Source organism: Planococcus citreus, from assembly GCF_003664125.1.
Classification (GTDB): domain Bacteria; phylum Bacillota; class Bacilli; order Bacillales_A; family Planococcaceae; genus Planococcus; species Planococcus citreus.
The window spans coordinates 298724-324942 of record NZ_RCCP01000004.1 but is presented as its reverse complement, the minus strand read 5'-3'; the positions used below and the strand labels follow the sequence as shown (position 1 = coordinate 324942).

Annotated in this window: 27 protein-coding genes and 1 other annotated feature; of the genes, 3 read left to right on the top strand and 24 right to left on the bottom strand. The window is 51.2% G+C overall.

The window, feature by feature from the left end; all coding sequences use genetic code 11:
* Nucleotides 1–4: 4 nt before the first annotated feature.
* Nucleotides 5–799 carry a GNAT family N-acetyltransferase gene (locus DFR62_RS13855; protein ID WP_241663046.1) on the top strand — a complete coding sequence of 265 codons (795 nt, stop codon included), beginning with the start codon at nucleotides 5–7 and terminating at the stop codon, nucleotides 797–799.
* Between the two features lie 61 nt (nucleotides 800–860).
* On the opposite strand, the gene DFR62_RS13850 is transcribed toward DFR62_RS13855, so the two are convergent.
* The 20 genes from DFR62_RS13850 to DFR62_RS13755 form a co-directional block, all read right to left on the bottom strand.
* Entirely contained in the window at nucleotides 861–2156 is a 1296-nt protein-coding gene (locus tag DFR62_RS13850; protein ID WP_121300926.1) for an arsenic transporter, read from the bottom strand.
* Between the two features lie 15 nt (nucleotides 2157–2171).
* Nucleotides 2172–2501 carry an ArsR/SmtB family transcription factor gene (locus tag DFR62_RS13845; RefSeq protein WP_121300925.1) on the bottom strand — a complete coding sequence of 110 codons (330 nt, stop codon included), beginning with the start codon at nucleotides 2499–2501 and terminating at the stop codon, nucleotides 2172–2174.
* A gap of 135 nt (nucleotides 2502–2636) precedes the next feature.
* Nucleotides 2637–3155 (bottom strand): type 1 glutamine amidotransferase domain-containing protein, encoded by a 519-nt coding sequence (locus DFR62_RS13840; protein ID WP_121300924.1) that lies wholly within the window; start codon nucleotides 3153–3155, stop codon nucleotides 2637–2639.
* A 70-nt stretch (nucleotides 3156–3225) separates the two neighbouring features.
* Entirely contained in the window at nucleotides 3226–3819 is a 594-nt protein-coding gene (locus DFR62_RS13835; protein WP_121300923.1) for a DNA-3-methyladenine glycosylase, read from the bottom strand.
* Nucleotides 3820–3839: 20 nt separating this feature from the next.
* Nucleotides 3840–4610 carry a tryptophan synthase subunit alpha gene (gene trpA, locus DFR62_RS13830; RefSeq protein ID WP_121300922.1) on the bottom strand — a complete coding sequence of 257 codons (771 nt, stop codon included), beginning with the start codon at nucleotides 4608–4610 and terminating at the stop codon, nucleotides 3840–3842.
* Nucleotides 4607–6415 (bottom strand): tryptophan synthase subunit beta, encoded by a 1809-nt coding sequence (gene trpB / locus DFR62_RS13825; RefSeq protein ID WP_121300921.1) that lies wholly within the window; start codon nucleotides 6413–6415, stop codon nucleotides 4607–4609. The genes trpA and trpB overlap by 4 nt, the downstream gene beginning before the upstream one ends.
* On the bottom strand, nucleotides 6412–7185 hold the full coding sequence (gene trpC / locus DFR62_RS13820; protein ID WP_121300920.1) for an indole-3-glycerol phosphate synthase TrpC: 774 nt from the start codon (nucleotides 7183–7185) through the stop codon (nucleotides 6412–6414). Before trpC ends, trpB begins: the two co-directional genes overlap by 4 nt.
* A complete protein-coding gene (trpD, locus tag DFR62_RS13815; RefSeq protein WP_121300919.1) occupies nucleotides 7182–8174 on the bottom strand; it encodes an anthranilate phosphoribosyltransferase in 993 nt (330 codons plus the stop codon). Before trpD ends, trpC begins: the two co-directional genes overlap by 4 nt.
* A 62-nt stretch (nucleotides 8175–8236) precedes the next feature.
* Nucleotides 8237–8466 (bottom strand) — a binding site (T-box leader).
* 144 nt (nucleotides 8467–8610) lie between these two features.
* Complete coding sequence (locus DFR62_RS13810; protein WP_121300918.1) at nucleotides 8611–9594, bottom strand: CaiB/BaiF CoA transferase family protein; 984 nt, start codon at nucleotides 9592–9594, stop codon at nucleotides 8611–8613.
* Complete coding sequence (locus DFR62_RS13805) at nucleotides 9595–10743, bottom strand: acyl-CoA dehydrogenase family protein (RefSeq protein WP_121300917.1); 1149 nt, start codon at nucleotides 10741–10743, stop codon at nucleotides 9595–9597.
* 21 nt (nucleotides 10744–10764) lie between these two features.
* On the bottom strand, nucleotides 10765–11535 hold the full coding sequence (locus DFR62_RS13800; RefSeq protein ID WP_121300916.1) for an SDR family NAD(P)-dependent oxidoreductase: 771 nt from the start codon (nucleotides 11533–11535) through the stop codon (nucleotides 10765–10767).
* A gap of 33 nt (nucleotides 11536–11568) precedes the next feature.
* Nucleotides 11569–12720 (bottom strand): thiolase family protein, encoded by a 1152-nt coding sequence (locus tag DFR62_RS13795; protein WP_121300915.1) that lies wholly within the window; start codon nucleotides 12718–12720, stop codon nucleotides 11569–11571.
* Between the two features lie 175 nt (nucleotides 12721–12895).
* Nucleotides 12896–13789, bottom strand: a complete 894-nt coding sequence (locus DFR62_RS13790) for a glycine betaine ABC transporter substrate-binding protein (protein WP_121300914.1) — start codon at nucleotides 13787–13789, stop codon at nucleotides 12896–12898.
* Nucleotides 13790–13871: 82 nt separating this feature from the next.
* On the bottom strand, nucleotides 13872–14510 hold the full coding sequence (locus tag DFR62_RS13785) for an ABC transporter permease (RefSeq protein ID WP_068871960.1): 639 nt from the start codon (nucleotides 14508–14510) through the stop codon (nucleotides 13872–13874).
* On the bottom strand, nucleotides 14507–15475 hold the full coding sequence (locus DFR62_RS13780) for an ABC transporter ATP-binding protein (protein ID WP_121300913.1): 969 nt from the start codon (nucleotides 15473–15475) through the stop codon (nucleotides 14507–14509). Before DFR62_RS13780 ends, DFR62_RS13785 begins: the two co-directional genes overlap by 4 nt.
* Before the next feature lie 53 nt (nucleotides 15476–15528).
* Nucleotides 15529–16371 carry a GNAT family N-acetyltransferase gene (locus DFR62_RS13775; RefSeq protein WP_121300912.1) on the bottom strand — a complete coding sequence of 281 codons (843 nt, stop codon included), beginning with the start codon at nucleotides 16369–16371 and terminating at the stop codon, nucleotides 15529–15531.
* 119 nt (nucleotides 16372–16490) lie between these two features.
* Nucleotides 16491–17708, bottom strand: a complete 1218-nt coding sequence (locus DFR62_RS13770; RefSeq protein ID WP_121300911.1) for an MFS transporter — start codon at nucleotides 17706–17708, stop codon at nucleotides 16491–16493.
* Between the two features lie 98 nt (nucleotides 17709–17806).
* A complete protein-coding gene (locus DFR62_RS13765) occupies nucleotides 17807–18751 on the bottom strand; it encodes a DUF4003 family protein (RefSeq protein WP_121300910.1) in 945 nt (314 codons plus the stop codon).
* Nucleotides 18752–18804: 53 nt separating this feature from the next.
* Nucleotides 18805–19614, bottom strand: coding sequence for a zinc transporter ZupT (gene zupT, locus DFR62_RS13760; protein ID WP_121300909.1), 810 nt, complete (start codon nucleotides 19612–19614; stop codon nucleotides 18805–18807).
* Between the two features lie 92 nt (nucleotides 19615–19706).
* Nucleotides 19707–20357, bottom strand: a complete 651-nt coding sequence (locus DFR62_RS13755; protein ID WP_121300908.1) for a uracil-DNA glycosylase — start codon at nucleotides 20355–20357, stop codon at nucleotides 19707–19709.
* A gap of 194 nt (nucleotides 20358–20551) precedes the next feature.
* On the opposite strand from DFR62_RS13755, the gene DFR62_RS13750 reads away from it, so the two are divergent.
* The gene (locus DFR62_RS13750; RefSeq protein ID WP_101189453.1) at nucleotides 20552–20893 is read left to right on the top strand and encodes a P-II family nitrogen regulator; all 342 of its coding nucleotides are present in this window, start codon (nucleotides 20552–20554) and stop codon (nucleotides 20891–20893) included.
* A 12-nt stretch (nucleotides 20894–20905) separates the two neighbouring features.
* On the top strand, nucleotides 20906–22189 hold the full coding sequence (locus DFR62_RS13745; protein ID WP_121300907.1) for an ammonium transporter: 1284 nt from the start codon (nucleotides 20906–20908) through the stop codon (nucleotides 22187–22189).
* A 91-nt stretch (nucleotides 22190–22280) separates the two neighbouring features.
* Here the strand turns inward: DFR62_RS13745 and DFR62_RS13740 are convergent, their stop codons facing one another.
* From DFR62_RS13740 to DFR62_RS13725, 4 genes are all read right to left on the bottom strand, one after another.
* The gene (locus DFR62_RS13740; protein WP_158290778.1) at nucleotides 22281–22928 is read right to left on the bottom strand and encodes a phosphatase PAP2 family protein; all 648 of its coding nucleotides are present in this window, start codon (nucleotides 22926–22928) and stop codon (nucleotides 22281–22283) included.
* A gap of 133 nt (nucleotides 22929–23061) precedes the next feature.
* On the bottom strand, nucleotides 23062–23823 hold the full coding sequence (locus DFR62_RS13735; protein WP_058381852.1) for an iron ABC transporter ATP-binding protein: 762 nt from the start codon (nucleotides 23821–23823) through the stop codon (nucleotides 23062–23064).
* Nucleotides 23820–24770: an iron chelate uptake ABC transporter family permease subunit gene (locus tag DFR62_RS13730; protein WP_121300905.1), complete on the bottom strand. Its 951-nt coding sequence runs from the start codon at nucleotides 24768–24770 to the stop codon at nucleotides 23820–23822. Before DFR62_RS13730 ends, DFR62_RS13735 begins: the two co-directional genes overlap by 4 nt.
* Entirely contained in the window at nucleotides 24763–25713 is a 951-nt protein-coding gene (locus DFR62_RS13725) for an ABC transporter permease (RefSeq protein ID WP_058381854.1), read from the bottom strand. The genes DFR62_RS13730 and DFR62_RS13725 overlap by 8 nt, the downstream gene beginning before the upstream one ends.
* Between the last annotated feature and the right edge of the window lie 506 nt (nucleotides 25714–26219).

Genomic DNA, 26219 nt, shown 5'->3' with positions numbered 1-26219 from the left:
GACTATGTTATTGGAAAAGAAATACATTCCCCTGTCTCATTATTTTCAGGCTGCAACAAATTCCAGCATCCGTTTGACCTTTTCGGAAATCGAGCAGATCATGGGCCAGAATTTGCCGAATGCCGCTTACTTAAACAAAAGTTGGTGGAAAAAGTCGAAGCCCCCTGCAAAACATTTTCACGCTTGGATGGACGCTGGCTACCGCGTGACGGAAGTTGAGCCCGACCGCTATGTCGTCTTCGAAAAGGCGGATGCCAAGAACACAGTAGCTGACACGGATGCCGAAGACAAAGATATTTTGTTGATCCGCACCGCTGAACACGGGGATGCCCGGTCGTTGGCATTGCTCCAAAAAGCCGTGGAGGCCGAATCCGACTTCATGCTTTACGGCAAGGATGAGCGTTCCCTCTCCACGCAGCGCGTCCGCAAGCAAATCATCGAATGGAAGCAAAGCGGCCATTCCACCATCATCATCGCCATCTTGAACGGCCAACACGTCGGCTATTTAATGGTCATTGGCAATGAAGCGAAGCGGGCATCACACCGCGCCTCACTGGTCCTCGGCCTCCTAAAAGAAGCCCAAGGCAAGGGCATTGCCAAATCACTCCTCGAAAAAGCTGAAGAGTGGGCCAAACAAAAAGGCATCAGCCGCTTGGAATTGACGGTTCTTGGAGCCAACGAACGCGCCCGTAAACTATATGAAAAAACTGGGTTCGAAGCGGAAGGCACACGCCGCCGTTCGCTCATCATCGACGGCAAGGAACAAGACGAAATCTACTTGGCCAAGTTTTTGGACTAAGCCAAAATTTAAAAATGCCCGCCATTCAAAAGTGAATGGCGGGCATTTTTCGTTGTGTTGATCAATTCAATACCGTTAACCATAGATACAGCCCGGTCAAGGTAATGAACAAAGTCGGGACGGTGAGAATGATTCCGACTTTGAAATAATAGCCCCAGCTGATTTCGACGCCTTTCGTCTTCAATACATGAAGCCATAAAAGTGTCGCAAGCGAACCGATCGGCGTGATTTTCGGACCGAGGTCGGACCCGATGACATTGGCATAAATCAAAGCGTCGCGCATGACGCCGTTCGTGTTCGTTTCGGCAATGGCAAGCGCATTAATCATGACAGTCGGCATATTGTTCATGCCGGACGATAGGATCGCTGCGATAAAGCCCATGCCGATCGTCGCCGCATACAGGCCGTGCCCCGCTGTCCATTCAATCGCCTGGGCGAGAACCGAAGTCAAGCCGACATTGCGTAACCCGTAGACAACGACGTACATGCCGATTGAGAAGAAAACAATCGCCCATGGTGCGCCTTTTAGCACCGTCATCGTTTCGACGTGCTTGCTGTTGCGCGCAATCGCCAAGAAGATGATCGCGATGGATCCGGCGATCAATGAAACCGGGATCTCAAGCGATTCGCTCATGAAGTAGCCGATTAGCAAGATCGCGAGAACGACCCAAGACAGGCGGAAAATGCGGATATCTTTGATTGCAGTATCCGGTTTTTTCAACACGCCAGGGTCAAAACGGCCCGGAATGTCTTTTTTAAAGAATAAGTACAGCACAAGCATGCTCGCCAGTATGCTGAATAAGTTCGGAACCACCATATGCAGTGCGTATTCCGTAAAGCCGATGCCGAAGAAATCAGCCGAGACGATATTGACCAAGTTACTGATGACAAACGGCAATGACGCCGTATCGGCGATAAAGCCGGATGCCATGATAAATGGCAAAATCATCGTATCGCGGAATTTCAAGGCCCTTACCATCGCCAAAACGATCGGTGTCAGAATTAGCGCCGCGCCGTCATTGGCGAAAAGCGCCGCTACGACCGCACCAAGAAGCGTGACGAGGAAAAACATGCGCAAGCCGCTGCCTTTGGCAAAGCGCGCCATATGTAATGCAGCCCATTCGAAAAATCCGATCTCATCCAAAATCAAGGAAATGATGATCAAGGCGACGAAAGTCAATGTCGCATTCCATACAATCCCTGTAACGTCCCACACGTCGCCGAAATCAACGACGCCGAATATCAAGGCGACAACTGCCCCGGCAATCGCCGACCAGCCGATCGACAGGCCGCGCGGCTGCCAGATGACAAACAGCAATGTCACCAGAAAAATAATAATCGCTAACCAAACATCCATTTCAATTCCAACTCCTTAATTGCAATTCACTTTCTTGCCTTCCGCAATGAGCGATTCCACTGTGCGTTCGGGTTCCGGCAGCATCGCCAGAAGCGATGACAGCACCTCGAAAAGCTCATGTTTTTCATTGAGCGACCAGATCGTCCAGCGCCCGCGCTTTTCTTCACAGATCCATCCCGCCTGCTTGAGTTTACGCATATGCTGGCTGATGGCCGGTTGCGACATATCGAGCAGCTCCGTGAATTCACAGATGCACAATGCCTCTTTCGATAAGTATTTCAAAATCAGCATGCGGGTTTCGTCGCTTGCCGCTTTCAAGCTCTGTTCCATTTGTTTATAGTCCATTTCAGTCACCTCTTTTTGGCAATGGGTTTATTATATAAGCAATCACTTATGTATGCAAGAGGGCATTTCGATTTCCGAACAACTTCTGACACGAAAAAACCGCTCCCCGGTAAAGGGAGCGGTTTGGATAGTTCCTTATTTGTTTTCAAGCAATTTCAGTGACTCGCGGTTGAACGCCGGGATATCGTCCGGCTGGCGGCTTGTGACCAATTGATCTTGGCAGACAGCCACTTCTTCGTCCACTACAGTTGCGCCAGCATATTCCATATCGACTTGGATCGATTTGAATCCTGTCGCTTTGCGGCCTTCCAATGCTTTCGCCGTAATCAATAGCTGTGGCCCGTGACAGATCGCAAAGACCGGTTTTTTGGCATCCATGAATGCTTTCGTAAAGGTCACGAAACGATCATCCCCGCGCAATTGGTCCGGCGAAAATCCGCCAGGCAATAGCAATGCATCGAATTCGTCCGGGTTCACGTCGTCAATGCCTTTATCGATCGTGACAACGGCTTCGCCTTGTTTGCCGGTTACTTTCTTGCCAGCTTCCTTTTCGATATTGATCAGTTCATGGCCAGCTTCGTTAAACGCTTTTGCCGGTTCTGTATACTCCACATCTTCGAACATATCTGTAATTAACGTCGCAATTTTTGCCACTTTCCTTCACTCCTTCTGTTTATGTGCTCCCTCTCAGTATTCCACGAATTGGAAAGCTTAAACATCCGGATTACGGGCGGAACTTCGAGACAAATGGATTTTCCGATTCCCAGAAACGGTACGGATAATGGACCGCTTCCTGCGAATTCCCAATGCCGACACGCGGTCCCGTAGATACCGCATGCACTGCATCGCCCCCTGCAATATAAAGCGGGCGGTCCGTAAAATGGTGGCCATTATAATCCATCGTGATGCCCATCGCCTTCGTCAGTTTGCCTGGGCCGCTTGTCCACTGCTTCATCGGCATATGCTGCCCTCTGCGTTCCGCCATGAACTCGACGCCTTCGACCGGCTCGATGGCACGGATGAGGATGGCGCGCGGCGTTTCTTCCGGCCCGCTGACAACATTCACCAGCGTGTGCGTATGCATCTGGTATGTATACACAAGACCAGGCCTACCGAACATCACTTCTGTACGTTTGGTGCGGCGGTTGCCGAAGCTATGCGCAGCCCGGTCTTCCGCCCCCATATATGCTTCGGTCTCGACGATCCTGCCGGCGACAATTCCATCCGGCAGTTCATGGACCAGTATCTTCCCTAATAAATCGCGCGACAAATCGAGTGTCGGCGCTTCAAAAAAATTCGTATCCAGCGGTTCGAACATAACGATCCCTCCTGACGGTATTATACCGAATGAGGGGCCGTCACTGCATCAATCAAGGGTTCGAGATCTTCAATACGGTCTTCGTGGAATGCTTGAACAATTGCGCTGCCGACAATAAAGCCATCGACATCGTCACGCAGCATATCGACGTGGCTTTCTTTCGAGATGCCGAATCCTGCATAAACCGGCACAGGACTCAATTCCCGCACTTTGCGCGTAAAGGCGCCGACTTCTTCAGCCAACTCATCACGGCTTCCCGTAATGCCGGTCACCGTCACTGCGTAGACAAATCCTTCCGCCTGCTTGAGGATTTCTTCCAGGCGGCTGTCGATGGTCGTCAAGGTGACGAGCTGGATGAGCACAAGTTCCTGCTGTTTCGCGAACGGTTCGATCAATTGGCGATGCTCAAACGGCAAGTCCGGAATGATGATGCCCGATGCCCCCGCCTTTTTCGCTTCTTGGGTAAAACGTTCCGCTCCGAAGCGAATGACCGGATTCAAATACGTCATGATGACAAGTGGCACTTTCACTTCGAAGTCAAAGCGCTGCATCTCATCGAGCACTTTTTCCAGTGTGATGCCTTCAGCAAGCGCACGGTTCCCCGCCGCTTCAATCGTCGGGCCGTCAGCAACCGGATCCGAGAACGGAATGCCGACTTCAATCGCCGTCACCCCGCGCTCTTGCAGATACTGGATCTGCTCACCGAGTTTTTCAATTCCGCCATCACCTGCCATGATGTAAGCGACAAAGGCTTTATGTCCTGCTTGTTTCAGTTCTGCTAATCGTTTCATGACAGCCCCTCCAATTTTTCGGCGTATGTCGCCATATCCTTATCGCCTCTGCCGGACACGCAAATGACGAGCAACTCATCCGCCGTCATCGACTGCGCTTGTTTTTTCGCTTCCGCTATTGCATGGGCAGATTCCAAAGCCGGAATGATGCCTTCTAAGCGCGACATTTCAATGACCGATGCAAGCGCTTCGTCGTCTGTGATCGCTTCATACGTCACCCGCCCATTATCCGCTAGATGCGCATGTTCCGGGCCGATGCCTGGGTAATCGAGGCCTGCGGAAATCGAATGCGCTTCCTGCACTTGCCCTGCATCGTCTTGCAAAATTTTCATCATCGCCCCGTGGAGCACGCCTTCCGATCCTTTTGTCAAAGTAGCCGCATGGCGTTCAGTATCCACGCCGTCTCCAGCCGCTTCTGCGCCGATCAAGCGGACCGATGCATCTTCGATAAACGGATGGAACATGCCGATAGCATTGGATCCGCCCCCGACACATGCCACAATCGCATCCGGCAAACGCCCTTCTTTCTCAAGGATCTGGCGCTTCGTTTCCTTGCCGATGACGCTTTGGAAATCGCGCACCATCGTTGGGAATGGATGCGGCCCAAGTGCCGATCCGATCAAATAATGAGTGTCTTCAACATTGGTGACCCAGTAGCGCAGCGCTTCATTCACCGCATCCTTAAGCGTCCCGCTGCCTTTTGTGACACTTTCGACGCGCGCACCCAATAATTTCATGCGGAACACATTGAGCTGCTGCCGTTTGATGTCTTCTTCCCCCATGAATACGACGCAATCCAAATCGAACAACGCACAGATCGTAGCCGTCGCCACGCCATGTTGGCCGGCTCCCGTTTCCGCGACGATTTTGCGTTTGCCCATGCGCTGTGCGAGCAGCGCTTGGCCAATCGCATTGTTCACCTTATGCGCCCCCGTATGGTTCAAATCTTCGCGCTTCAAATAAATTTTCGGCCCGCCCCACGCTTCGGTCATGCGTGCCGCAAAAGTCAGCGGCTGTTCGCGCCCGACGTATTCCTTTAAATAATGATGGTATTCCTTTTGGAACTCCGCGTCATTCTTGGCGTCTTCATAAGCCGCCTCCAGCTCTTTGACTGCTTTCATCAAAGTTTCCGGAACAAACTGGCCGCCGTAGCGACCGAAAAATCCTACCGGGTCTATTGTCTTTTCTTGTGTTCTCTCCATCGAATCACCCTTTGCCTGTAGTATGAATTGCTGGATTTTCACTTCATCTTTTCGGCCATCCGTTTCTACGCCACTCGACACATCGACCATGAACGGAGCAGTTTGGCTGATGGCCGCTTGCACGTTGTCTCTATTCAATCCGCCCGCTAAAATAAGACGGCTATGGTCCAAAGCTACATTTTCCAGCAGGCTCCAATCAAACACATGCCCGCTGCCTCCTCGGTAGTCGGTGCCTGGTGCATCGACCAATATATAATCCGCAATCGAGTTGTTCAGCTTTTCTACATCGTCCGGTGTACGGATCGAGAACGCTTGAATGACCGGCACTTCGATGCGCTGTATTAATTCATCCGGTTCATCGCCATGCAATTGCACCATCGTTAACGGCACCGCCTTAACGGCATTTTCGATTTCTTCGTATGAGGCGTTGACGAATACGCCAATCCGCTGCATATCATTATTCGCGAGACGCGATAACTCTTGCGCCCGTTCGATCGATACGCGCCGCTTGCTTGGGGCAAAGACAAATCCGATTGCATCCGCTTGTGATGCGGCTTTAACGTGTTGCTCTTCCATCAATCCACAGATTTTAACACGTGTCATTGCGCTGCCTCCTGTCCTGTTGCCTGGCGAATCCAGGCTGCCGGATTTTCTGAACGCATCAACGCTTCCCCGACCAATACCCCTTGTGCGCCGAGTTCGTAAGCTTTGTGCGCATCCGCCGCATCGTTCATGCCACTCTCGCTGATCAGCACCGAGCCGCTGTCGAACGCAAATTTCTCAGCCAATTCCGCCGTCCGCTCCAATGACACTTCAAAAGTCTTTAAATTGCGGTTATTGACGCCGATCAATTGCGCACCGAGCGCGACGGCTTTTTCCAACTCTCCTGCATCATGCACTTCCACGAGGATTTCCAAGCCGAGTGAATCCGCATAGTGGAATAATCGCTCGAGCTCCGTATCTTTAAGCGCTGCGACGATCAATAGAATGATCGTTGCTCCAGCCGCTTGCGCCCGTTCGATCTGGATTTCGCTGACCATGAAATCTTTGCACAACACCGGAACCGAAACCGCGCGCGCCACTTTCTTCAAATCTTCAATGGATCCTTTAAAATATTGCTCATCCGTCAATACGGAAATGGCGGCTGCACCGGCCCCCTCATATTGGCGGGCCTGTTCCACGACATCCACTTCCATGCGGATGGCGCCTTTTGACGGAGATGCGCGCTTGATTTCCGAAATGACTCCGCGGCTTTTCCGCAAGCTGTCGATGAGTTTTGGTTTGTCCGGATATCGCTCGGTTTTGGGATAACTGTTTTCATAAGCAGTGATTTCCTGCCGCTTGGTTTCCATGATTTTGTCCAATATGGTCATACGAGCACCCCCGATGCTAGGCGGTGCAATTCATACACACGCGCCGTTTCGCCTGAAATGATTGATTTTCTCGCCTGATGTACGCCTTCTGAAATGCTTGCTGCACGGCCGCTCACATAAAGCACCGTTCCCGCATTCAATGCTACCGTATCCAAATAAGCACTAGGATTCCCTTCGATAACTTCTTTGAAGATTTCAGCATTGCGCTTCGAATCGCCTCCACGAATCGCCTCGATCGGCGCCGTTTCCAGCCCGACTTCATGAGGATGGACCGTCATGCTGCGTTTGCCTTGTTCGTCAAAGACGATCAATTGGTTGGTCCCCGCAAGAGACAATTCATCCAGCCCGCCTGCCCCGTGGACAATCGCCCCGCGCTTTCTGCCAAGGCGCATCAAGGCATCTGCCATCGGTTCCATCATGTCCGGGCGGTAGACGCCGCTCATTTGGATGGCGATCGGCAAAGGATTCGCCAGCGGGCCGACCAAGTTGAAGATGGTCGGCGTGCCGATTTCCTTGCGCACTTCGCGCAAGCCACCAAGTGCCGGATGGATCGCCGGCGCGAACAAAAAGGCGATGCCTGTCTGTTCGACGAGTGCCGGCAGTTCCTCTACAGCCAATTGAGTGGAAATTCCGATCTCCTCCAATAAATCAGAACTGCCCGTTTTGCTGGAGACGCTTCGGTTGCCGTGCTTTGCGACGCTCATGCCGCAGCCCGCCAACACGAAAGCCGTCAATGTGCTGATATTGAAGCTAAAGGATTTGTCGCCGCCGGTTCCGCAAACATCCACCAGCTCGCCTGCCATTTCAGGAAGCTTCACTGCTTTCTCTCGCATCGCCAGGACCATGCCGACCAATTCATCAGCCGTCTCGCCTTTTTCGTGCAATTCCTTCAAAAATTTTTTCATCTGCTGGCGATCTATGCGCCCTTCCAATAATTCCAATGCTCGCTGTTTCATTGTATGTTCATTCATATTCTCTGCTCTGCTCATCTCAATCTCTCCTCGTCTCGTTTTTAAATACAAAAATCCCCGCAACCGGGGTCTATTCCGGTTGCGGGGACGGTTTTAACCGCGGTACCACCACGCATTAATGCATTTTGCACTCACTCAAACAGGCTTCTTAAGCCTTTCCCTTTAACGCAGGGATACGTCCGCCATACTCGCTTCCGCTTTCCGGCTGGCTCTCATAAGTCCATTCGCACAGCGCTTCTAATCAGCTTCCACCACCCGCTGACTCTCTAAATAGACGCCACTGCCTACTCGTCTCATTCCTCGATTTACAACTCTTCTGTTCTCGTCTCTGCTAACTCTTCTCTCGAATAGACTTGCCGCTACCAACAAGTTGTCCTTCATACTAAAAGGTTTTGTATATTCTGTCAAGTGACAAACTCCAACTTCTCTACACGCACCAGTCAATCGTCTCGGTTCAGCGCACTTTGCTGGTTTTCACGCCAGGCGCCCGGCCAAGGAAAAAAGGATGGCGATGGCGCTCATCCGCCGTCAAGACCGGTGCCAGGCAGCAGTCTTGAACGAGCGACAACCCATACCACTCTTCCCAGTTCTTCGATTTGAAAAACGCCTCGACTTGCCCGTGCTCCGACGTGCCCGGGGCGCACTCTCCCCAAGACAGCCAGTCGGGACGTCCCGCCAGTTCACAGAAATTGCGCCAGAACTTTTCTTCCAAAGCACCGAGCGTCACGAAGCGTCCGTCCTTCGTTTCGTAAATCGCATAGCTGATGCGCCCGCCGCCGATTTCCGGAACGCCGTGATCCGACAAGCCCGCTTTCGTGTACGCATCGTGATTTGGCAGAAACTCCGCCATCACTTCTGCAAGCGCAATATCCAGATAAGCTCCCTCGCCCGTCCGGAACTTCCGGATCAACGCGGCAAGGATCTGTTCAGATGCAAGCAAGCCCCCGGTATAATCGGCGAGCGTATTGGTCGGATGCACTGGCCGCCCGACTTTATCGCGGAGTTGGTCCAAGGCACCCGAAAGCGCAAGGTAATTGAGGTCATGGCTGCCAAGATGCGCAAGCTTGCCTACTTGCCCATACCCCGATAGCGAACAATAGACGATATCGCTTTTATGCTCTTGGACGCTTTCATAATCCAGCCCCAGCTTTTTCATGACTCCCGGACGGAAAGTTTCGATGAGAGCGTCAGCAGAACGCACGAGCTCGAGCATCTCTTGTTTGCCGCTTTCGGATTTCAAGTCCAGATGGACAATTTGTTTACCGGCGTTATGCGCGCTATGCACAAGGCCGCCGCCCATCCTGCGCGACGGATCACCTGTGGGAGGCTCGATTTTGATGACGTCTGCACCGAGTTCAGCGAGCCGCATGCCGGCAAATGGTCCAGGAACGTAATACGTCACATCCAAGATACGGACGCCTGTCAGCGCCTTTTCCATTTAGAGCCCCATCCGTTTGGCGATGATGGTTTTCATGATTTCATTCGAACCGGCATAAATCGCAGCAACTGGAATGTCACGGTAGCGCCGGGCGATCTTGTATTCTTCCATATAGCCGTAGCCGCCATGCAATTGCATGCATTCACCCGATATTTTCTTCGCCGTATCCGTCAGCCAGTATTTTGCCATCGACACTTTCGAGACGACGTCTTTTCCGGCCATATGCTCTTCAATTAAGGATTCAAGAAACGCTTTGCCAAGTTCGATTTCAGTCGCCATTTCCACCAGTTTGAATTGAGTGTTCTGGAATGCGCTGATCGGCTTGCCGAATGCTTTGCGGGATTTCACATAATCCATCGTCATCTCCAGCATATCTTCCGATGCGATTTGAGCGGCCAATGCCACGACGAGCCGCTCCTGCTGCAATTTTTCCATCAAGTATGTAAAGCCTTTGTTTTCTTCGCCGACCAGGTTGGCGGCCGGGACTTTGCAATCCTCGAAATACAGCTCGGACGTATCCTGCGCATGAAGCCCGACTTTATCGAGCTTGCGCCCTTTCGTAAACCCTGGCGTCCCTTCTTCGACCATCAAGAGCGAAATGCCTTTATGCTTCGGTTCCGCTTTCAAGTCGGTCTTGACGACCACCAATACATGCGTCGAATTGATGCCGTTGGTAATAAAGGTTTTCTGGCCGTTGACGATATAATGATCGCCGTCTTTAACAGCTGTGGCCGAAATATTGGCGAGGTCGGACCCAGCGCCTGGTTCCGTCATCGCAATTGCGGTAATATACTCACCGCTGATGCAGCCCGGCAGCCAATCCTGTTTCTGCTGTTCTGTTCCATATGCTTCAATATAAGGCACTGTAATATCATTATGCAGCCCGACTCCCGTCAAGCTCGCCCCCACTCGCTCCATTTCTTCACCGATAATGACGCCGTAGCGGAAATCAAGACCCAGCCCGCCGTACTGCTCTTCGACTTGAGGGCATAAAAAGCCCATATCGCCGAGCTGTCTCCAGAACGACTTCGGGATCAGGCGGTCTTTTTCCCATTGTTCATAATGCGGCACCGCTTCTTTTTCCAAAAACTTGCGCAAAGATTTGCGGAACATCGTATGCTCTTCTTCTTCAAAACGGTATCTTGCCATTTCTCCCATCCCCTTTTCACTTTATTTCGGCTGCATGCGGATCGCGCCGTCCAAGCGGATCACTTCGCCATTCAATAGCGGATTTTCAACAATGCTTGCGACCAATTTCGCGTATTCAGCAGGGTGTCCGAGACGTGCCGGAAATGGCACTGTCGCAGAAAGCGAAGCGATGGCGGATTCCGGTAAACCGTCGAACATCGGCGTTTTCATGAGACCTGGCGCAATGGCCATGACGCGGATGCCATCACGCGCGAATTCACGCGCAATCGGCAAGGTCATCGAGACGATGCCGCCTTTTGATGCGCTATAGGCCGCTTGCCCGATCTGTCCTTCAAATGCCGCGACGGATGCGGTCGAAATGATGACACCGCGTTCGCCATTTTCATTCGGCTCGTTATTTTGCATAGCTGCTGCAACGGCGCGCAATACGTTGAAACTGCCGATCAAATTGACTTGGATGACTTGTTCGAAACGCTCAAGCGCAAGCGGCTGTCCTTTCGATACGACTTTTCCGGGTGTGCCGATGCCTGCGCAATTGACCAGGAGATTGACATGGCCAAGCTGACCGACCGCCATTCTTACATTTTCTTCTACTTGCAGTGCGTTTGTTACATCCGTCCCGAAATAACTGACTTGCCCTTCACCAAAATCAGCCATCACCTGTTGCGCACGCTCTTCGTTCAAATCAAAGATCACCGCGCGTCCACCGTTTTCTGCGATATGGCGTACGGTCGCTTCACCAAGACCCGATGCACCGCCCGTGACGATGGCTTTCACTTTAGAAAAATCCATTCCATTCTCCCCTTTGGCTGTGTCTTTATCTAGTTAATTGATCCGTTCAATAATTGTTGCATTGGCCATCCCCATGCCTTCGCAAATCGCCAGCAAGCCGTAGCGACTGCCAGAACGTTCCAGTTCATGCACAAGCGATACCAATAATTTCGTGCCGGTCGCACCTAGAGGATGTCCCAGTGCAATAGCGCCGCCATTGACGTTAAGCTTATCCGGATCTCCCCCGATATCCGATAGCCACGCGAGCGGAACAGGCGCAAATGCTTCATTCACTTCATAGCGGTCCATATCCTCAATTGATAGTCCCGCTTTCTCCAGTACTTTTTTCGTCGCGGCGATCGGCCCCGTCAGCATCAAAGTCGGATCCGATCCAACAACCGTGCGGGCAAGTATACGCGCTTTCGGTTTTAAGCCAAGTTCCTGCGCTTTTTCTTTTGACATCAATAAAACAGCGGATGCCCCGTCGCTCATTTGACTGGCGTTGCCTGCTGTGATGACGCCTTGTTCATCGAATGCTGGCTTTAAGCCGGCGAGCACGCCTTCGGTCGTTCCAGGCCTTGGCCCTTCATCTGTCGTGACTTTCTGGAAATCACCTTGTTCATCCGATACATCTATTGAGACGATTTCCTTGTCGTAAAGCCCTGCATCGATCGCGTGCTGCGCACGTTCGTGGCTCTTTACTGCGTAAGCATCCAATTGTTGCCGGCTGAACCCCCATTTTTCAGCAATGCGTTCTGCTGAAAGCCCTTGATTAATGATTTCGTATTGATCCGTCAGTTTTTTACTCGGCTTCGCCCCTTGCATATTGGAGAACATGGGGACGCGCGTCATGCTTTCCACACCGCCCGCAATAACAATGTCCATATCGCCGGAAAGAATCGCCTGCGCACCGAAATGAACAGCTTGCTGACTCGATCCGCATTGGCGGTCGATGGTAACCCCCGGCACAAAGTCCGGGAATCCGGCAATCAATGCCGCCGTTCTGGCGATATTGCCGCCTTGCTCACCCGATTGAGAGACACAGCCGAGAATGACGTCTTCCACCATGCCTTTATCGACGCCGGCGCGGTTCACCAATTCTTCTATCACGACAGCTGCCAGTTCGTCCGGTCGCATCTCCCGGAATTGGCCTTTGCGCCGGCCGACTGGCGACCGGACACCTTCAACGATGACTACTTCTTTCATTCCTGATCACTCCCATTTTGAAATCGCTTCCATATAATTAAACTGAATTGAATGACTATTCACTCACCTTCATTTATTGTACAAGAATCCTCCAGGGATTACTACACGAAAAACCGCGAAGGGAAATTCCGCGCAAACAAAAAACCTCTGCAGCATGTAGCTGCAGAGGTTTTCATCATTCTTCGATCAAGCCTTTTTCAACGAGGAAGTCACGCGCTACTTCGCTCGGAATCTCCTGGTCCACATCTACACGCGAATTCATCGCGAGCATTTCTTCTTCCGTGATTTGTCCGGCCAGCTCATTTAACAAGTCCTCAAGTTCTGGATATTCTTCGAGCGTTTCCATCCGGACGACCGGTACAGCATCGTATTTCGGGAAGAACGACTGGTCGTCTTCCGTCGTCTTCAGGTCGAACAAGTCAATGCGGCTGTCGGTGGTGAACGCCGGGATGACATCGACGTCACCATTCTGCACCGCTTCATACATAATGGCCGGGTCGAAACTTTCAGTTGCTGAAAACTCGAATGGATAAGTGGCTACCATATCATCATAGCCGTCTCCTTGGCGCTCATAAAACGGGTGGGGTGCCCCGAAGCTCATGTCTTCGGATTGGGAGATTTCCGCAAGGTCTGAATAGGTTTCCGCATCGTAATCTTTGGCGTACGCCAAGGTATAGCCATTTTCAAACCCGAGTGGTTCGAGCCATGTAGCGTCGAGTTCTTCTTCATATCCTGCACGCACTTCTTCCAATACTTCCTCCGAAGACTGGCCTGGTGTCGACTCGCGTTTCAATACATCTTTCAGGCCGGTTCCGGTGTATTCAACGTACAGGTCGATATCGCCTTGCTCGAGTGCCGGCGTCAAGATCGACACTTCCCCTAGCCCTTCTTCGTACTCCACGCTATAGTCCGAGTTCGCTTCGATATACTGCCCGAGAATATGCGGCAGGATGTATTGTTCTGTCCACGGCTTGCCCCCGATGACGATTGGTTCCGACTCTGCGCCGCCGCTGCAGGCAGCAAGAATCGCAGATGTGCCAAGCAATACGCCAAATGCTGTTTTTTTCATTGTTGTTTCCCCCTTTTCGGCCCGTTTCGAGCCTGTTTGCTCATTCAGTTTGCTGCCGCGCCTCAACTCACAGGCAAAAAACTTAGGTTTTCAGTCCTTTTGGCGTGGCGCGTTTTTCAATCCATTTCAAAATTAAATCAAACCCGATCGCCAATAAGGCAACCGGCAATGCACCGGCAAGCACCAGCGAATTATTATACGATTGCAGCCCCCGGTAGATGATGTCGCCAAGGCCGCCTGCTCCGACAAAAGTCGCGAGCGTCGCGATGCCGACTGTCAATACCGTTGCGGTACGGATACCGGCCATGATAAACGGCAGCGCCAACGGCAATTCAATCTGGCGCAGGATTTGTGTTCTTGTCATGCCCATTCCGCGCCCTGCTTCAATCGTGGATCCATCGACCCCGACAATACCGGCGTAAGTATTGCGCAAAATCGGCAATAGCGCATAAATAATCAGCGCAATTAATGCGGTCGGTGAACCGATGCCAAGAATCGGCACAAGAAATCCAAATAAAGCTAGACTTGGTATCGTTTGGAACACCGCGGTAACTCCGATAATCGGTTCGGCAAAGCGCCGGTAACGGGCGATCATAACACCCGTAGGCAAAGCGATTGCAATGCCGATCGCCACAGCGACGAAAGATAAATAAATATGTTCGATAAAGGCATCTTGGATCATGTCCTGACGACTTACCAGTGTATCGAAAAATGCATTCATGCAGTCGCCTCCTTCTCATCATAGAGGGCAGCCCTCAGCAATTCACGCTCTCCGGCAAAGCCGACTAATGTTCCTTCATCGATTATAGCCAAGCGCGGTTTGCCGCTTTGTTCCAATAGCTGATGCGCATCGCTAACCGACAATTTGGCTTCCACCTCTTCAGCTTCTCCTGCCCAGTCCTTATCGAAGAGGAACACGAATTCCTTCAAACGCCGGTCTCCAAATGAACGTTTCTGGTTAATGCGTTCAGTACCGATAAAGTTCCGCACAAATTCATTGGCGGGTTCATCGATCAATTGTTGCGGCGTCCCGATCTGTTCGACTTGCCCATCCTTCATCACGACAATCGTATCGGCGATTTTCAAGGCCTCGTCCATGTCGTGGGTGACGAAAATGATCGTTTTATGAATTTCCTGCTGCAAATGACGCAGCTCATCCTGTAATTGTTCACGGCTGATCGGGTCGAGCGCCGAAAACGGCTCATCCATCAGCACGATATTCGGATCACCCGCTAATGCACGGACGACGCCGACACGTTGCTGCTGGCCACCGCTCAATTCCAATGGATAGCGATCCATGAAAACGGCAGGGTCCAATCCGACTAATTGCAGCAGTTCTTTCGAGCGTTCGTCGGTTTTATCGGCTGGCCAGTTCAGTAATTTCGGAACTAACGAGACATTGTCAGCGATGGTCATATGAGGAAACAAGCCGATGCGCTGAATGACGTAACCGATCGACCGCCTTAACTTCACCTCGTCCATGCCGGTGATTGGCTCATCGTCTATGTATATGGCGCCCGCTGTCGGATTTTCGAGCTTATTCACCATTTTCATCAAGGTCGTTTTTCCGCATCCACTGGGGCCGATGATGGCGGTCAGCTGGCGTGCGGGCAAATCGAGCGTAACGTCCTTCAACGCTTCCGTACCGTCCGGAAATCGTTTTGTGACCTTGTCAAAGCGGATCATTCGCTTCGCCCCCTTTCAATTGGTCGTTTTTCTATACCCTTATACACAGGGCTTTACTCCCGTTGTGGCTGCCCAAATTTCAAGTGCACCGGATTGGCGATTTGTTCATAGCCGATTTCCTGGTAAATCTTGTTGGAAGTGCCATTCGCCAAGTCTGTATAAAGCATAGCAAAATCATACTCATTGAGCAGCTCTTCCGTAACTTCCGCAACGAGCGTACGCGCATAGCCTTTTTTTCGCAACTCTTTGGGCGTAAAAACAAATGATACGGTGATGCCATGCTTGGAAGGCCGCGCTTTTTTCATACAGGACACCGCACGCCCCCCGTCTTCCCAGAGAAACACTTCCTTACGTGAAATGAAGTCAGCTATTTTTTCTTCCGCCTCCTCTTGCGACGGATTGCCGATGCCGGTATCTTCACCGAATAATTGATACCAATCGACGAGCAAGGGTGCATCAAGCCGGTTCGCCACACGCCAGCTGCCCGGGCTTTTCGCAAGTTTCTTCCGCACGGCGTCGATCCGGTATAACCCTTGGTCCATCGCAATTTCCGAAAGCCCTCCCCATGCATCCGCAAATCTTTCAGCGGTTCCTTTATCCCCAATGACGCCAAAAATTTCGATTTTCGCATTGCGGAATTCATTCGCTACCAACGCTTCCACATTCGCGTCTTCTCGACAGACGATCAATTGCAACGGATGGGGAGGCGTCATCAAAGCCAGTGCCGCAACGCCTTGCCGGTCTTCCGCGAGCCCTAAATAGAAGGTTTCATAACGCCCTTGTTCAATTTGGCCAAGCACGCCGAGAAATAAACTGTATAGGTCTTCCCTTTTTTCAAGTAGCGGCCTTGCTTTTTCCATATATTCGCCAATCTCCTGGTACCATTTCCATTCCATATCTCCACACTCGTTTCCATTAAATTCATTTCTTCATTACTTATTAGCTATTTTTGGCTCATTCCCTCTTTTCACTTTGGAGAAAACGAAAACGCGGACCTCATTCGGCCCGCGTTTCATCATTCCAATTCCATCTGTTTCGTTTCGGTCCCAAGGAAAGCGACCGCCAATGCGCCGATTAAGATCGAAACGCAGAAAATCGCAAAAATGACATTGATGCCGAATCCCGCCGTCAGCATCGAACCAACCAGAATCGGGCCGAGAATACCGCCGATCCGGCCGAACGACGCCGCCATGCCTGTGCCTGTCGCACGGATGACCGTCGGATACTGCTCAGGAGAGTATGCGTAGAGCGCACCCCAAGCCCCGAGGTTGAAGAACGACAGGAAGGCACCCGATATCAAGAGTGTCGTGACGGTATCTGCGTTGCCGAAAGCCAAAGCGGAAGCAGCCGTCCCGATCAAATACGTCACTAGCACAAACTTGCGGCCGGCACGTTCAATGAGCCAAGCCGCCGAGAAATACCCCGGCAATTGCGCGAGCGTCATGATCAATACGTATTGGAAACTTTGGATGAGCGGGAATCCTTTCATTACCATGACACTCGGCAGCCATAGGAACATCCCGTAATACGAGAAGACGACCGTAAACCAGACGATCCATAGCATCATCGTCGGGCGCCGATACGTTTTTGACCATACGTCACGAATATTGGTCGAAACAGAGCGCAGCACATCTTTTTTCGCCGTGAATTGCGGCGAATCCGGCAAATTGAGGCGCAAGTATAAGGCATAAAACGCAGGCAATGCCGTCAGCAACAGCGCGACCCGCCAGCCGTATGCGGGAATGATGAAGTACGAAATGATCGCAGCCACCAGCCAGCCCGCAGCCCAGAAACTCTCCAGTAGCACCACTACCCGCCCGCGGTCTTTTGCCGGGACGCTTTCCGATACCAAAGTCGAGGCGACCGGCAATTCTCCGCCAAGCCCCATTCCGACGAAGAAACGCAGAATCAGGAAAGCGGCGAGCGTTGTGGTGAATGCCGAGATGCCGCTCGCCAGCGAGAACAGCAATAAGGTGATGATGAAGATTTTCTTGCGGCCGACCCGGTCGGCGTAAATGCCGAAAACGAACGCCCCGACGGCCATGCCGATGGAATTGACGCCACCAATCCAGCCCATCTGCTGGGAAGTGAGGCCCCAATCTTCATGAAGTGCAGCAATAATGAACGCCAGGATCCCGACGTCCATCGCATCGAATAGCCAGCCGAGCCCCGCTACGCCTAATAGTTTGCGTTGTGATATGGATTTTGTGTTTTTTTCTGTGGCAGTTGTCATGTTCTTTCCCCTTGTCTTGACACTTGTCTGTTATTGTTTACACCCTAACTATACCGTTACAGGCTTCAAGTGACAAGGGATGTCTGAGAGCTTCGCAATCAGCTCCCCGAATTATTGGAAGAAGCGATTACCGCGCTCATGCCGAGCATCATCGCTGCCTGCTGCGCTTGCATAAGCATTTCCACGGAAGACGAAAATACCGCTGCTTCGCTTTCACGCAGCTCTACCGATTCTGCCATCGTCAATTGGACCGCAGATGGCAAAACCCATCCGCCATACCAGCGGAACAATTTCGACGCATCCAGCGCGCGGGCCATTTCCACGGCAGCAGCCAGCGCCTGCCCGTCCGCATTCGCGATAGCTAAAAAACCAAGCATCGGGTAATGCTCTCCGCGCACTTTGATGTTTTCCGCTTTCAAAAAATCACGAATCGCAACGACGCGCCCCGCCACTTCGGGCTGAAACGCTGGCGAATCGAAGGTCATGACCTGGCTCAGCCATTGCAGATGATTGCCGGCTGAAAATCCTTGCGTCCGCAATTCTTTATAATAGCGGTTCATCGTTTCCGCACGTTCCCGGACGTCGCCTTCCCGTTTCGAAAGCAAAGCGACGTACGGAACGTCTTCGCTTGAAGTGAGGAATGGGTGGTAGGTTTTCATCTCATTATACAATTCCCTCGTACGCCCCGCTTGTTCAGGCGAATCCATCATTAAGCCCGCAAGATAAGTATAGGAGCTCTTCCAGAACTTGCTGTTGTTCAGCGCCTGCTGATTGGCATTAAGCTCGGCCAATCCATCTTCCGCTGGCTCATCACCGAGCACCAAATATGCCGTCGCAATGTGGTGAAGATGCGCACGCAGCGGCGAAGTGAATCCTTCTTTCTTTTTGATGAGCTGGGACACTTCGAGATGTGCATCCGCATCGAATTCACTCCCTCGGCTCAAATACATCATCGTGACGGCGAGCGACACTTGTTTGTCTGTCGCCCACCCGAGCGCTTTCGAGACTTGGCCGTAAGTTTCTTCTATCTTTTTGACTTCCATTGAAAAACGCCTCCTTGACCATTTATACGGTCAAGAAAGCGTGAAGTTTCAAGTTACGCAAGAAGGACGAGGCTGAGTGCCATGACCGCCATCCCCGCAACCAATCCATAAATCGATAAATGGGCTTCGTCATAACGCTTCGCTGCCGGCAATAATTCATCCAATGAGATGAACACCATGATTCCGGCAACGCCGGCGAAGATAATGCCAAACAAAGTATCACTCAAAAAAGGCATTAGGAACAACCAAGCGGCAATTGCGCCAACCGGTTCAGATACCCCCGAGAGAAAACTGTATTGAAATGCTTTCTTGCGGCTGCCTGTCGCGTAATAGATCGGTACCGATACCGCAATGCCCTCCGGGATGTTGTGGATCGCCACCGCGATTGCAATGGCGATGCCCAGCGCAGGATCCTGGATCGCTGACATAAACGTCGCGATGCCTTCCGGGAAATTATGGATGGCGATGGCCAACGCCGTGAATATCCCCATTTTGCGGAGGCGAGCGTATTCATCATTGGTCGGGCCCTCGTCCATATCTTCTACAGTTCGCACTTCATGGGGATTTCCCATTTGCGGCAGTATCCGGTCAAGCACTGCCATGAAGACCATGCCGCCGAAAAATCCAACGAGCGTCAGCCAGTATCCCGCGGTTTCTCCTTGGGCAGCCGTTAGCGAATCTTTCGCTTTAAAGAAAATCTCGATCATGGAGACATAAATCATGACCCCAGCCGAGAAACCGAGTGACACTGACAAGAACTTCGTATTGGTGCGCGAAGCAAAAAACGCGATCAAACTGCCGATCCCGGTTGCCAGCCCCGCGAACAGCGTCAAGCCAAGCGCGAATAAAACCGTACTGTCCATAAAGCCAACTTCCTTCCAGTAGTAGTGAATAAAGCTATTCTACTCCAGAAGTTTCCTTTGCGCAACTTTTTTCAACGAAGAAAGATTTCCCATTATTCATTCACTTCATTACGCAGCAATCGCCCAAGTTTTTCCCAATCGGCATCCTTGTGTTCGCGGACTGCCGGATTATAGAACACGCTCGCCGGATGGAAGGTCGGAAAAATGTGATAGCTCTCCTGCGTTTCCAAAAACGCGCCGCTATCTTCATCCCAATACAGGATCGGCGTTTCCATCAAAATCCCATGCAATTGCATAATCTTTGCTTCACGCCCAACGAGCCGCTGCAGGCCGATATTGCCGAGCGTCACAATCAACGGAGGCTTTACCGCACGAATTTCTTCATCAAGGATCGGGGCGTGAGCGATAATTTCTTTTTTATTCGGGGCCCGGTTGTATTTACGCTTCACCACTTCACCGCTCCGGGTGCGTTTTTCTCCCCATTTATACGGGCGGCTTCTGACAGCGCTGGTGATATAGACATCTTCCCTCTCAAGTCCGATCCCTTCCAATGAAGCCATCAATTCTTTTCCAGCGCGCCCCGTAAACGGAATACCCGTCTCCACTTCGTTCTCGCCTGGCGCTTCTCCGACCAGCATCAACGCCGGAGACTCCGGGCCGCTTCCCCAAACAAAGCCTTCTACCGGAAAATCCGCAATGCGCTCTTTCCCCAATTCAGCCAGCTCTTGTGAAATTCTATACATATTTATCACCTTTTCTTTTAAATAAATTAAAAATATAAAATTCTCTTTATTACCGCCATTTGAAATCGTTTCCACGTTATAAAACCTAACATAAACTAAAAATAAAACTTGCATTGTCAGAAAATATTGATTAATATGTTAACAAACCTAACACGAGTCACATGTTAGAAAACCTAACACGAGGAGGAAGAAGCATGAAAAAGATTGAGACTATCATTCGCCCTTCTGTTTTCGCTGATGTCCGGCAAGCATTGGCTCTTGAAGGAATCGATGGGCTGACCGTCACTGAAATCGCGGGAATCGGCAAACAGGAAGGGCGTGTCGGCTTGTTCCGCGGGAATGCCTACCGAATGGAATTTTCCCCGAAACTAAAATTGGAAATGGTCGTCTCGGACGAAAAAGTCGAGGACATCATCCAAGCTCTGCTTGACTATGCCTCCACCGGTGAAGTCGGAGACGGGAAAATCTTCATCCTTCCTGTAGAAGAAGCCATCCGCATCAGAACAAAAGAACGCGGCACTGTCGCGATTGGATAAGGGGAGATCATTATGGAAGCTGTACAAAGTTCAGTCGATATGCTGTGGGTCATGCTCGGTGCCATGCTCGTCTTTTTCATGCACGCCGGATTCGCCATGGTTGAAACAGGATTCACTCGCTCTAAAAATACCCTTAATATTTTGATGAAAAACATGATCACCATTTCACTTGGATCCATCCTTTATTTCATTGTCGGCTATGCATTGATGTTCGGGCCGTCATCTTTCGGCTTGATCGGTACGGAAGGATTCGCTTTATCGGGTGTCACGGATATCGGATTCTTCGTGTTCCAGGCAGTCTTCGCCGCCACATGTGCCACAATCATCTCGGGTGCTGTCGCAGAACGCATGCACTTGACCGCTTATATCTTGCTTACCGTTGCCATGACAGCCATCATCTACCCGATTGTCGGCCACTGGGTATGGGGAGGCGGCTGGTTATCTGAAATCGGCTTTATCGACTTCGCCGGTTCCACAGTCGTCCACTTGACGGGTGCCGTCGCTGCCTTTATCGCGGCTTGGAAAATCGGGCCGCGCCTTGGGAAGTATTCCGGTAAAACCGTCAATACGATTCCTGGCCACAGCTTGCCGCTCGGCGCGCTCGGTGTATTCATCCTATGGCTTGGCTGGTTTGGCTTTAACGGGGGAAGCACGCTCGCAGCAGATCCTGCGCTCGTCCCGCCCGTCATTGCCAACACCTTGCTCGCAGCATCCGCCGGTGTTTTAGCTACGGCGCTTTACACCCGCTTCCGCTACGGCCGCATTGACGGTACATTGACGATGAACGGTGCACTTGCAGGGCTTGTCGGCATCACTGCCGGCGCTGCCAACGTCTCGTTCCTCGGCGCCATCTTGATCGGTTTGATCGCCGGCATCATCATGACAGAGGCTGTTCATCTCTTGGATACGAAAATTCGCGTAGACGATCCAGTGGGGGCTGTATCGGTTCACGGGATTGCAGGGGTTTGGGGAACTCTCGCGATTGGATTCTTCGATGTTAACGGCGGATTGCTTTACGGAGGAGGAGCTGAAATTCTCGGCATCCAAGCAGTCGGCGTACTGGCCGTCATCGCTTGGGCTTCCTTATCTACCGGTGCCGTCCTTCTATTGATCAGCATTGTGACGCCGCTGCGTGTAACGGCCGAAGAGGAAGAAACCGGCTTGGACTTCGCAGAACACGGATCACAAGCCTATTCGATGCAGGACGTGCTGCGCGGTTCATCCGGGAGAGCGGATAATTTCGCAGACCGCCTGAACCAGCTCGGCGAAGAACGGCCAGCTTCAGGCAAAGTATAAAACAAAGAGAGATAGAACGAAAAACTTGGGGGTTCTTAAATAGAAAAACGAACGGAGAAAATTTCTCCGTTCGTTTTTTTATTGCACTAATTTAACGCTCCTCAATATCTTCCCGCTCAACAAGTCGCATATCCTTGCGCTTGCGGAAATGCCGCTCCCTCATTTCATACCAGATGGCTATCAGGACGAACAAGGTATAACCGAGAAACAGCCCCGCCACAACATCCGACAGATAATGCGTGCCGCTTGCTACCTGCGATAAAGCCGTGAGCACCGTCAGCAATGCTGCGGCCAGCCAGATCAGCAGGCGAACAGACCTTGCGGCGGCCCTTTCGCCCAGGAAATAGGCCAACGTGAATAAATACAATAAGCCGACCATCGCATGATCGGATGGGAAGCTATAGGACGCCACCTCTTCGGGAAATTCCGGCATCGGGCGCCCGAACCATTGCTGCAGCAATTGATTCAATGCATTCCCTGCGCCGACCGCCAACAAAACGAAAAACATGCCCCGGTAGTTATGGCGAAATGCCCACAGAAAGACCAGAAGCAGAAAGCTTACAGTAAAGATCATCCACTGCTCCCCGATGAATGACATGGCCTCAAGCCACCCCATTCCCCCGAACAACGCAGCGGCCCGTTCATCCAGTTCGCGGACCGGTTCTTGCTGATAATAGTAAAGGATACCGAAAAACCCGAGCAGTGTCGCCATCGCCAACGGATAAAAGATTCGCTTCATACTTGCACCTTCTTCCTTGCCGCATCCATAGGGCATTTTGGAAAACCATCCGCAACCAATAAAAAACCCGCATGGAGTACACTTCCACACGGGTTCTGGATTTCCTTGTTTTCGCAGCCACTAACTTCCACTATCAGGAATTGAAATACACGCAAATCCGGCAATTATTCATTTGTTGAATCGGAATGTCCATATCGTAGATCTCCTTTAACGCATCCGATTGGATGATCTCTTCTGTTGGCCCATCTTTGACGACACGGCCATTTTTCAATGCGACGATGCGGTCGGAATAGACTGAAGCAAAGTTGATGTCATGAAGGACGATGATGACCGTTTTGCCGAGCTCATCGACCAAGCGGCGCAAAATCTTCATGATCTGTACGGAATGCTTCATGTCCAAATTATTGAGCGGTTCATCAAGCAGCACGTAATCCGTGTCTTGCGCGATAACCATGGCGATAAACGCACGCTGCCGCTGCCCGCCTGAAAGTTCATCCAAATACGAATCCTCCATATCCCCAAGGTCCATGTACTCAATCGCCTGGTCGACCATCTGCTCATCTTCCGCGTTCAAACGGCCCCTGGAATAAGGAAAGCGGCCGAACGACACCAATTCACGGATCGTCAAGCGCACGTTCATGAAATTCGATTGCTTCAAGATGGAGACACGTTTCGAGAATTCGTTGGACTTCATCTGCTTCGTGTTGGTCTTATCGATTAACACTTCTCCAGTGTCTGCGTCCAACAGCCGGCTGACCATCGACAAGAGCGTCGATTTCCCCGCTCCGTTTGGCCCGATAAAGGAAGTAATCTGCCCTCGCCGAATATCGACGGAGACATTTTCCACGACTTGTTTCTTTCCATATAATTTCGTCAGTTCACGGACTTGGATCATTTAGACCGACTCTCCTTTAATAGCAAATAGATGAAATAGACGCCGCCGACAAAATTGATGATGACGCTGAGCGTCGTATTGAACGTGAAGACATGTTCGACGACCCATTGACCCCCGACCAGCGCCACGATACTAATAATGCTCGCACCGGCAATGACAACTGAATGTTTATAGGATCTGAAAAATTGATAGGACAGATTGGCGACGATCAAGCCGAAGAACGTGATCGGCCCGACCAGTGCCGTCGCAATGGCGATCAATACGGCAGAAAGCACGAGCATCTTCTTGACGAGCGCGTCATAGCCAACGCCCAGATTCACCGCTGTATCACGCCCCAAAGACAGGACGTCAAGCGATGCATTATGGCGCCAAGCGAAACCGATCAAGACGACAATGAACAATAGCGAGAGCCAGACCAGATCGGCATTGACGTTATTGAAACTCGCGAACATCCGGTCCTGGACAATCTGGAATTCATTCGGGTCGATCAGCACCTGCAGGAACGTCGAGACGCTGCCGAAAAATGTCCCGAGAATGATGCCGATCAATAATAAGAAGTAAATCGGCTGGTTGTCTTTCTTGAACAGCAATTTATAGAACAATAAAGCGAAGATGACCATGACAGCAATCGACAATAAGAAATTCACTTGCTTGTTGATGATCGTGATATGTCCCGAGCCCAAGAAGAAAATCAAGACCGTCTGCAAGAGCATATACAGCGAATCCAAGCCCATGATGCTTGGGGTCAAAATGCGGTTATGCGTGATCGTCTGGAACACCACCGTCGCATAAGCGATTGCCACGCCGGTCAGTACCATCGCGAAGACTTTCACGCCTCTTCTTGGCAGCGCGTAATCGAAGCTGCCATTTAAATTATCGAATAAATACAAACCACATGCCGCCGCGGCAAGCGCAATCAAAATCCATAGTTTATGTACATCACGCATACGCCTTCCTCCTAAACAACATGATCAGGAAGATAAAGCTTCCGATAACGCCCACCATCAGGCTGATCGTGATCTCGTACGGATAAATCAAGACGCGCCCGAGAATGTCACAAACCAATAGGAAGATGGCGCCAAGCATCGCGGTATGCGGCAAGGTTTTCTGGAGATGGTCCCCTTTGAAGATGGAGACGATATTCGGGATGATCAAGCCGAGAAACGGAATCATGCCGACGGTCAAAACCACGGTCGCCGTAATAAGCGCCACCAAGGTCAAACCAATGTTGACAACGCTGCGGTATTTCAGCCCCAAGTTTTTCGAGAAATCCTCACCCATCCCGGCGACCGTAAAGCGGTTGGCGTACATATAGGCGATGATGAAGACCGGTACACTTATGTAAAGAAGTTCATAGCTGCCTTTCATGACCATTGAAAAATCGCCCTGCAGCCAAGCCGACATGTTCTGGATGACGTCTGCCCGGTAGGCAAAAAACGTGGTGATCGATGACAAGATATTGCCGAACATCAAGCCAATGAGCGGAATGAAGATGGCGTCCTTGAATTTGATGCGGTTGAGAATTTGCATGAATAAGAAAGTGCCGGCGAGTGCGAACAAGAACGCCACAGCCATTTTCTCGATCATCGAAGCGTTCGCAAACAATAGCATCGAAACAAGAATCCCGAGGCGCGTTGCATCGAGCGTTCCGGCAGTTGTTGGCGAGACGAATTTATTGCGGCTCAATTGCTGCATGATGAGCCCTGCCATGCTCATGCCGGCCCCTGCAAGTAAAATCGCGACCAAACGCGGAAAACGGCTGACGAGGAAAATCTGTGTTTCTTCCGATTGAAAATCAAGGAGGTCAAGCGGGCTGATGCTGCTGACTCCGACAAACAGGGAGATGAACGACAGAAGGATCAATATGGGTATTAGAATACGTTTTTTCATGTAATGCCGCTCCCTATCTAGTGCTATTGCCAATTGAGAATGATAATGATTATCAATGACTAACTGTTTTTTAGTATAGCAGTATAAAAAATAGCGTCAAGGGATAATTGAGAACTATTGTCATTAAGAATGTCGGCACTTTGAAATGTTCACTTGTTTTTCAAATTTGGTGACCGACTTTTTGCTTCACTTACGGAGTCGCCGGTCTGCTTTGGGTTGGCCTCTTGCAACAAGCCAGGAAGAACGCCTGTCTTGGTGCTTCGGCTCACCCTTGACGCAGATCGGCTGAGACATTTCATTGTTTGTAGGTTGTTTAGCTAGATCTGCTTCTTTAAGCAGTTCCCGGCTAGCGGGGAAATCGCTTCTTGGGTTGGGAATTTGGATGTTTCGAGGGGATTTGTCGTCGCTTTTGGAGTCGCCATTCTGCTTTGGGTTGGCCTCTTGCATCAAGCCAGGAAGAGCGCCTGTCTTGATGCATCGGCTCACTCTTGACGCAGATCGGCTGA

Bases quoted from the DNA above. Each gene is read 5' to 3' on its own strand.
- DFR62_RS13855 (WP_241663046.1), top strand. From the start codon at position 5: ATGTTATTGGAAAAGAAATACATTCCCCTGTCTCATTATTTTCAGGCT.
- DFR62_RS13850 (WP_121300926.1), bottom strand. From the start codon at position 2,156: ATGGATGTTTGGTTAGCGATTATTATTTTTCTGGTGACATTGCTGTTT.
- DFR62_RS13845 (WP_121300925.1), bottom strand. From the start codon at position 2,501: ATGGACTATAAACAAATGGAACAGAGCTTGAAAGCGGCAAGCGACGAA.
- DFR62_RS13835 (WP_121300923.1), bottom strand. From the start codon at position 3,819: ATGTTCGAACCGCTGGATACGAATTTTTTTGAAGCGCCGACACTCGAT.
- trpA (WP_121300922.1), bottom strand. From the start codon at position 4,610: ATGAAACGATTAGCAGAACTGAAACAAGCAGGACATAAAGCCTTTGTC.
- trpB (WP_121300921.1), bottom strand. From the start codon at position 6,415: ATGACACGTGTTAAAATCTGTGGATTGATGGAAGAGCAACACGTTAAA.
- trpC (WP_121300920.1), bottom strand. From the start codon at position 7,185: ATGACCATATTGGACAAAATCATGGAAACCAAGCGGCAGGAAATCACT.
- trpD (WP_121300919.1), bottom strand. From the start codon at position 8,174: ATGAGCAGAGCAGAGAATATGAATGAACATACAATGAAACAGCGAGCA.
- DFR62_RS13810 (WP_121300918.1), bottom strand. From the start codon at position 9,594: ATGGAAAAGGCGCTGACAGGCGTCCGTATCTTGGATGTGACGTATTAC.
- DFR62_RS13805 (WP_121300917.1), bottom strand. From the start codon at position 10,743: ATGGCAAGATACCGTTTTGAAGAAGAAGAGCATACGATGTTCCGCAAA.
- DFR62_RS13800 (WP_121300916.1), bottom strand. From the start codon at position 11,535: ATGGATTTTTCTAAAGTGAAAGCCATCGTCACGGGCGGTGCATCGGGT.
- DFR62_RS13795 (WP_121300915.1), bottom strand. From the start codon at position 12,720: ATGAAAGAAGTAGTCATCGTTGAAGGTGTCCGGTCGCCAGTCGGCCGG.
- DFR62_RS13790 (WP_121300914.1), bottom strand. From the start codon at position 13,789: ATGAAAAAAACAGCATTTGGCGTATTGCTTGGCACATCTGCGATTCTT.
- DFR62_RS13785 (WP_068871960.1), bottom strand. From the start codon at position 14,510: ATGAATGCATTTTTCGATACACTGGTAAGTCGTCAGGACATGATCCAA.
- DFR62_RS13780 (WP_121300913.1), bottom strand. From the start codon at position 15,475: ATGATCCGCTTTGACAAGGTCACAAAACGATTTCCGGACGGTACGGAA.
- DFR62_RS13775 (WP_121300912.1), bottom strand. From the start codon at position 16,371: ATGGAATGGAAATGGTACCAGGAGATTGGCGAATATATGGAAAAAGCA.
- DFR62_RS13770 (WP_121300911.1), bottom strand. From the start codon at position 17,708: ATGACAACTGCCACAGAAAAAAACACAAAATCCATATCACAACGCAAA.
- DFR62_RS13765 (WP_121300910.1), bottom strand. From the start codon at position 18,751: ATGGAAGTCAAAAAGATAGAAGAAACTTACGGCCAAGTCTCGAAAGCG.
- zupT (WP_121300909.1), bottom strand. From the start codon at position 19,614: ATGGACAGTACGGTTTTATTCGCGCTTGGCTTGACGCTGTTCGCGGGG.
- DFR62_RS13755 (WP_121300908.1), bottom strand. From the start codon at position 20,357: ATGTATAGAATTTCACAAGAGCTGGCTGAATTGGGGAAAGAGCGCATT.
- DFR62_RS13750 (WP_101189453.1), top strand. From the start codon at position 20,552: ATGAAAAAGATTGAGACTATCATTCGCCCTTCTGTTTTCGCTGATGTC.
- DFR62_RS13745 (WP_121300907.1), top strand. From the start codon at position 20,906: ATGGAAGCTGTACAAAGTTCAGTCGATATGCTGTGGGTCATGCTCGGT.
- DFR62_RS13740 (WP_158290778.1), bottom strand. From the start codon at position 22,928: ATGAAGCGAATCTTTTATCCGTTGGCGATGGCGACACTGCTCGGGTTT.
- DFR62_RS13735 (WP_058381852.1), bottom strand. From the start codon at position 23,823: ATGATCCAAGTCCGTGAACTGACGAAATTATATGGAAAGAAACAAGTC.
- DFR62_RS13730 (WP_121300905.1), bottom strand. From the start codon at position 24,770: ATGCGTGATGTACATAAACTATGGATTTTGATTGCGCTTGCCGCGGCG.
- DFR62_RS13725 (WP_058381854.1), bottom strand. From the start codon at position 25,713: ATGAAAAAACGTATTCTAATACCCATATTGATCCTTCTGTCGTTCATC.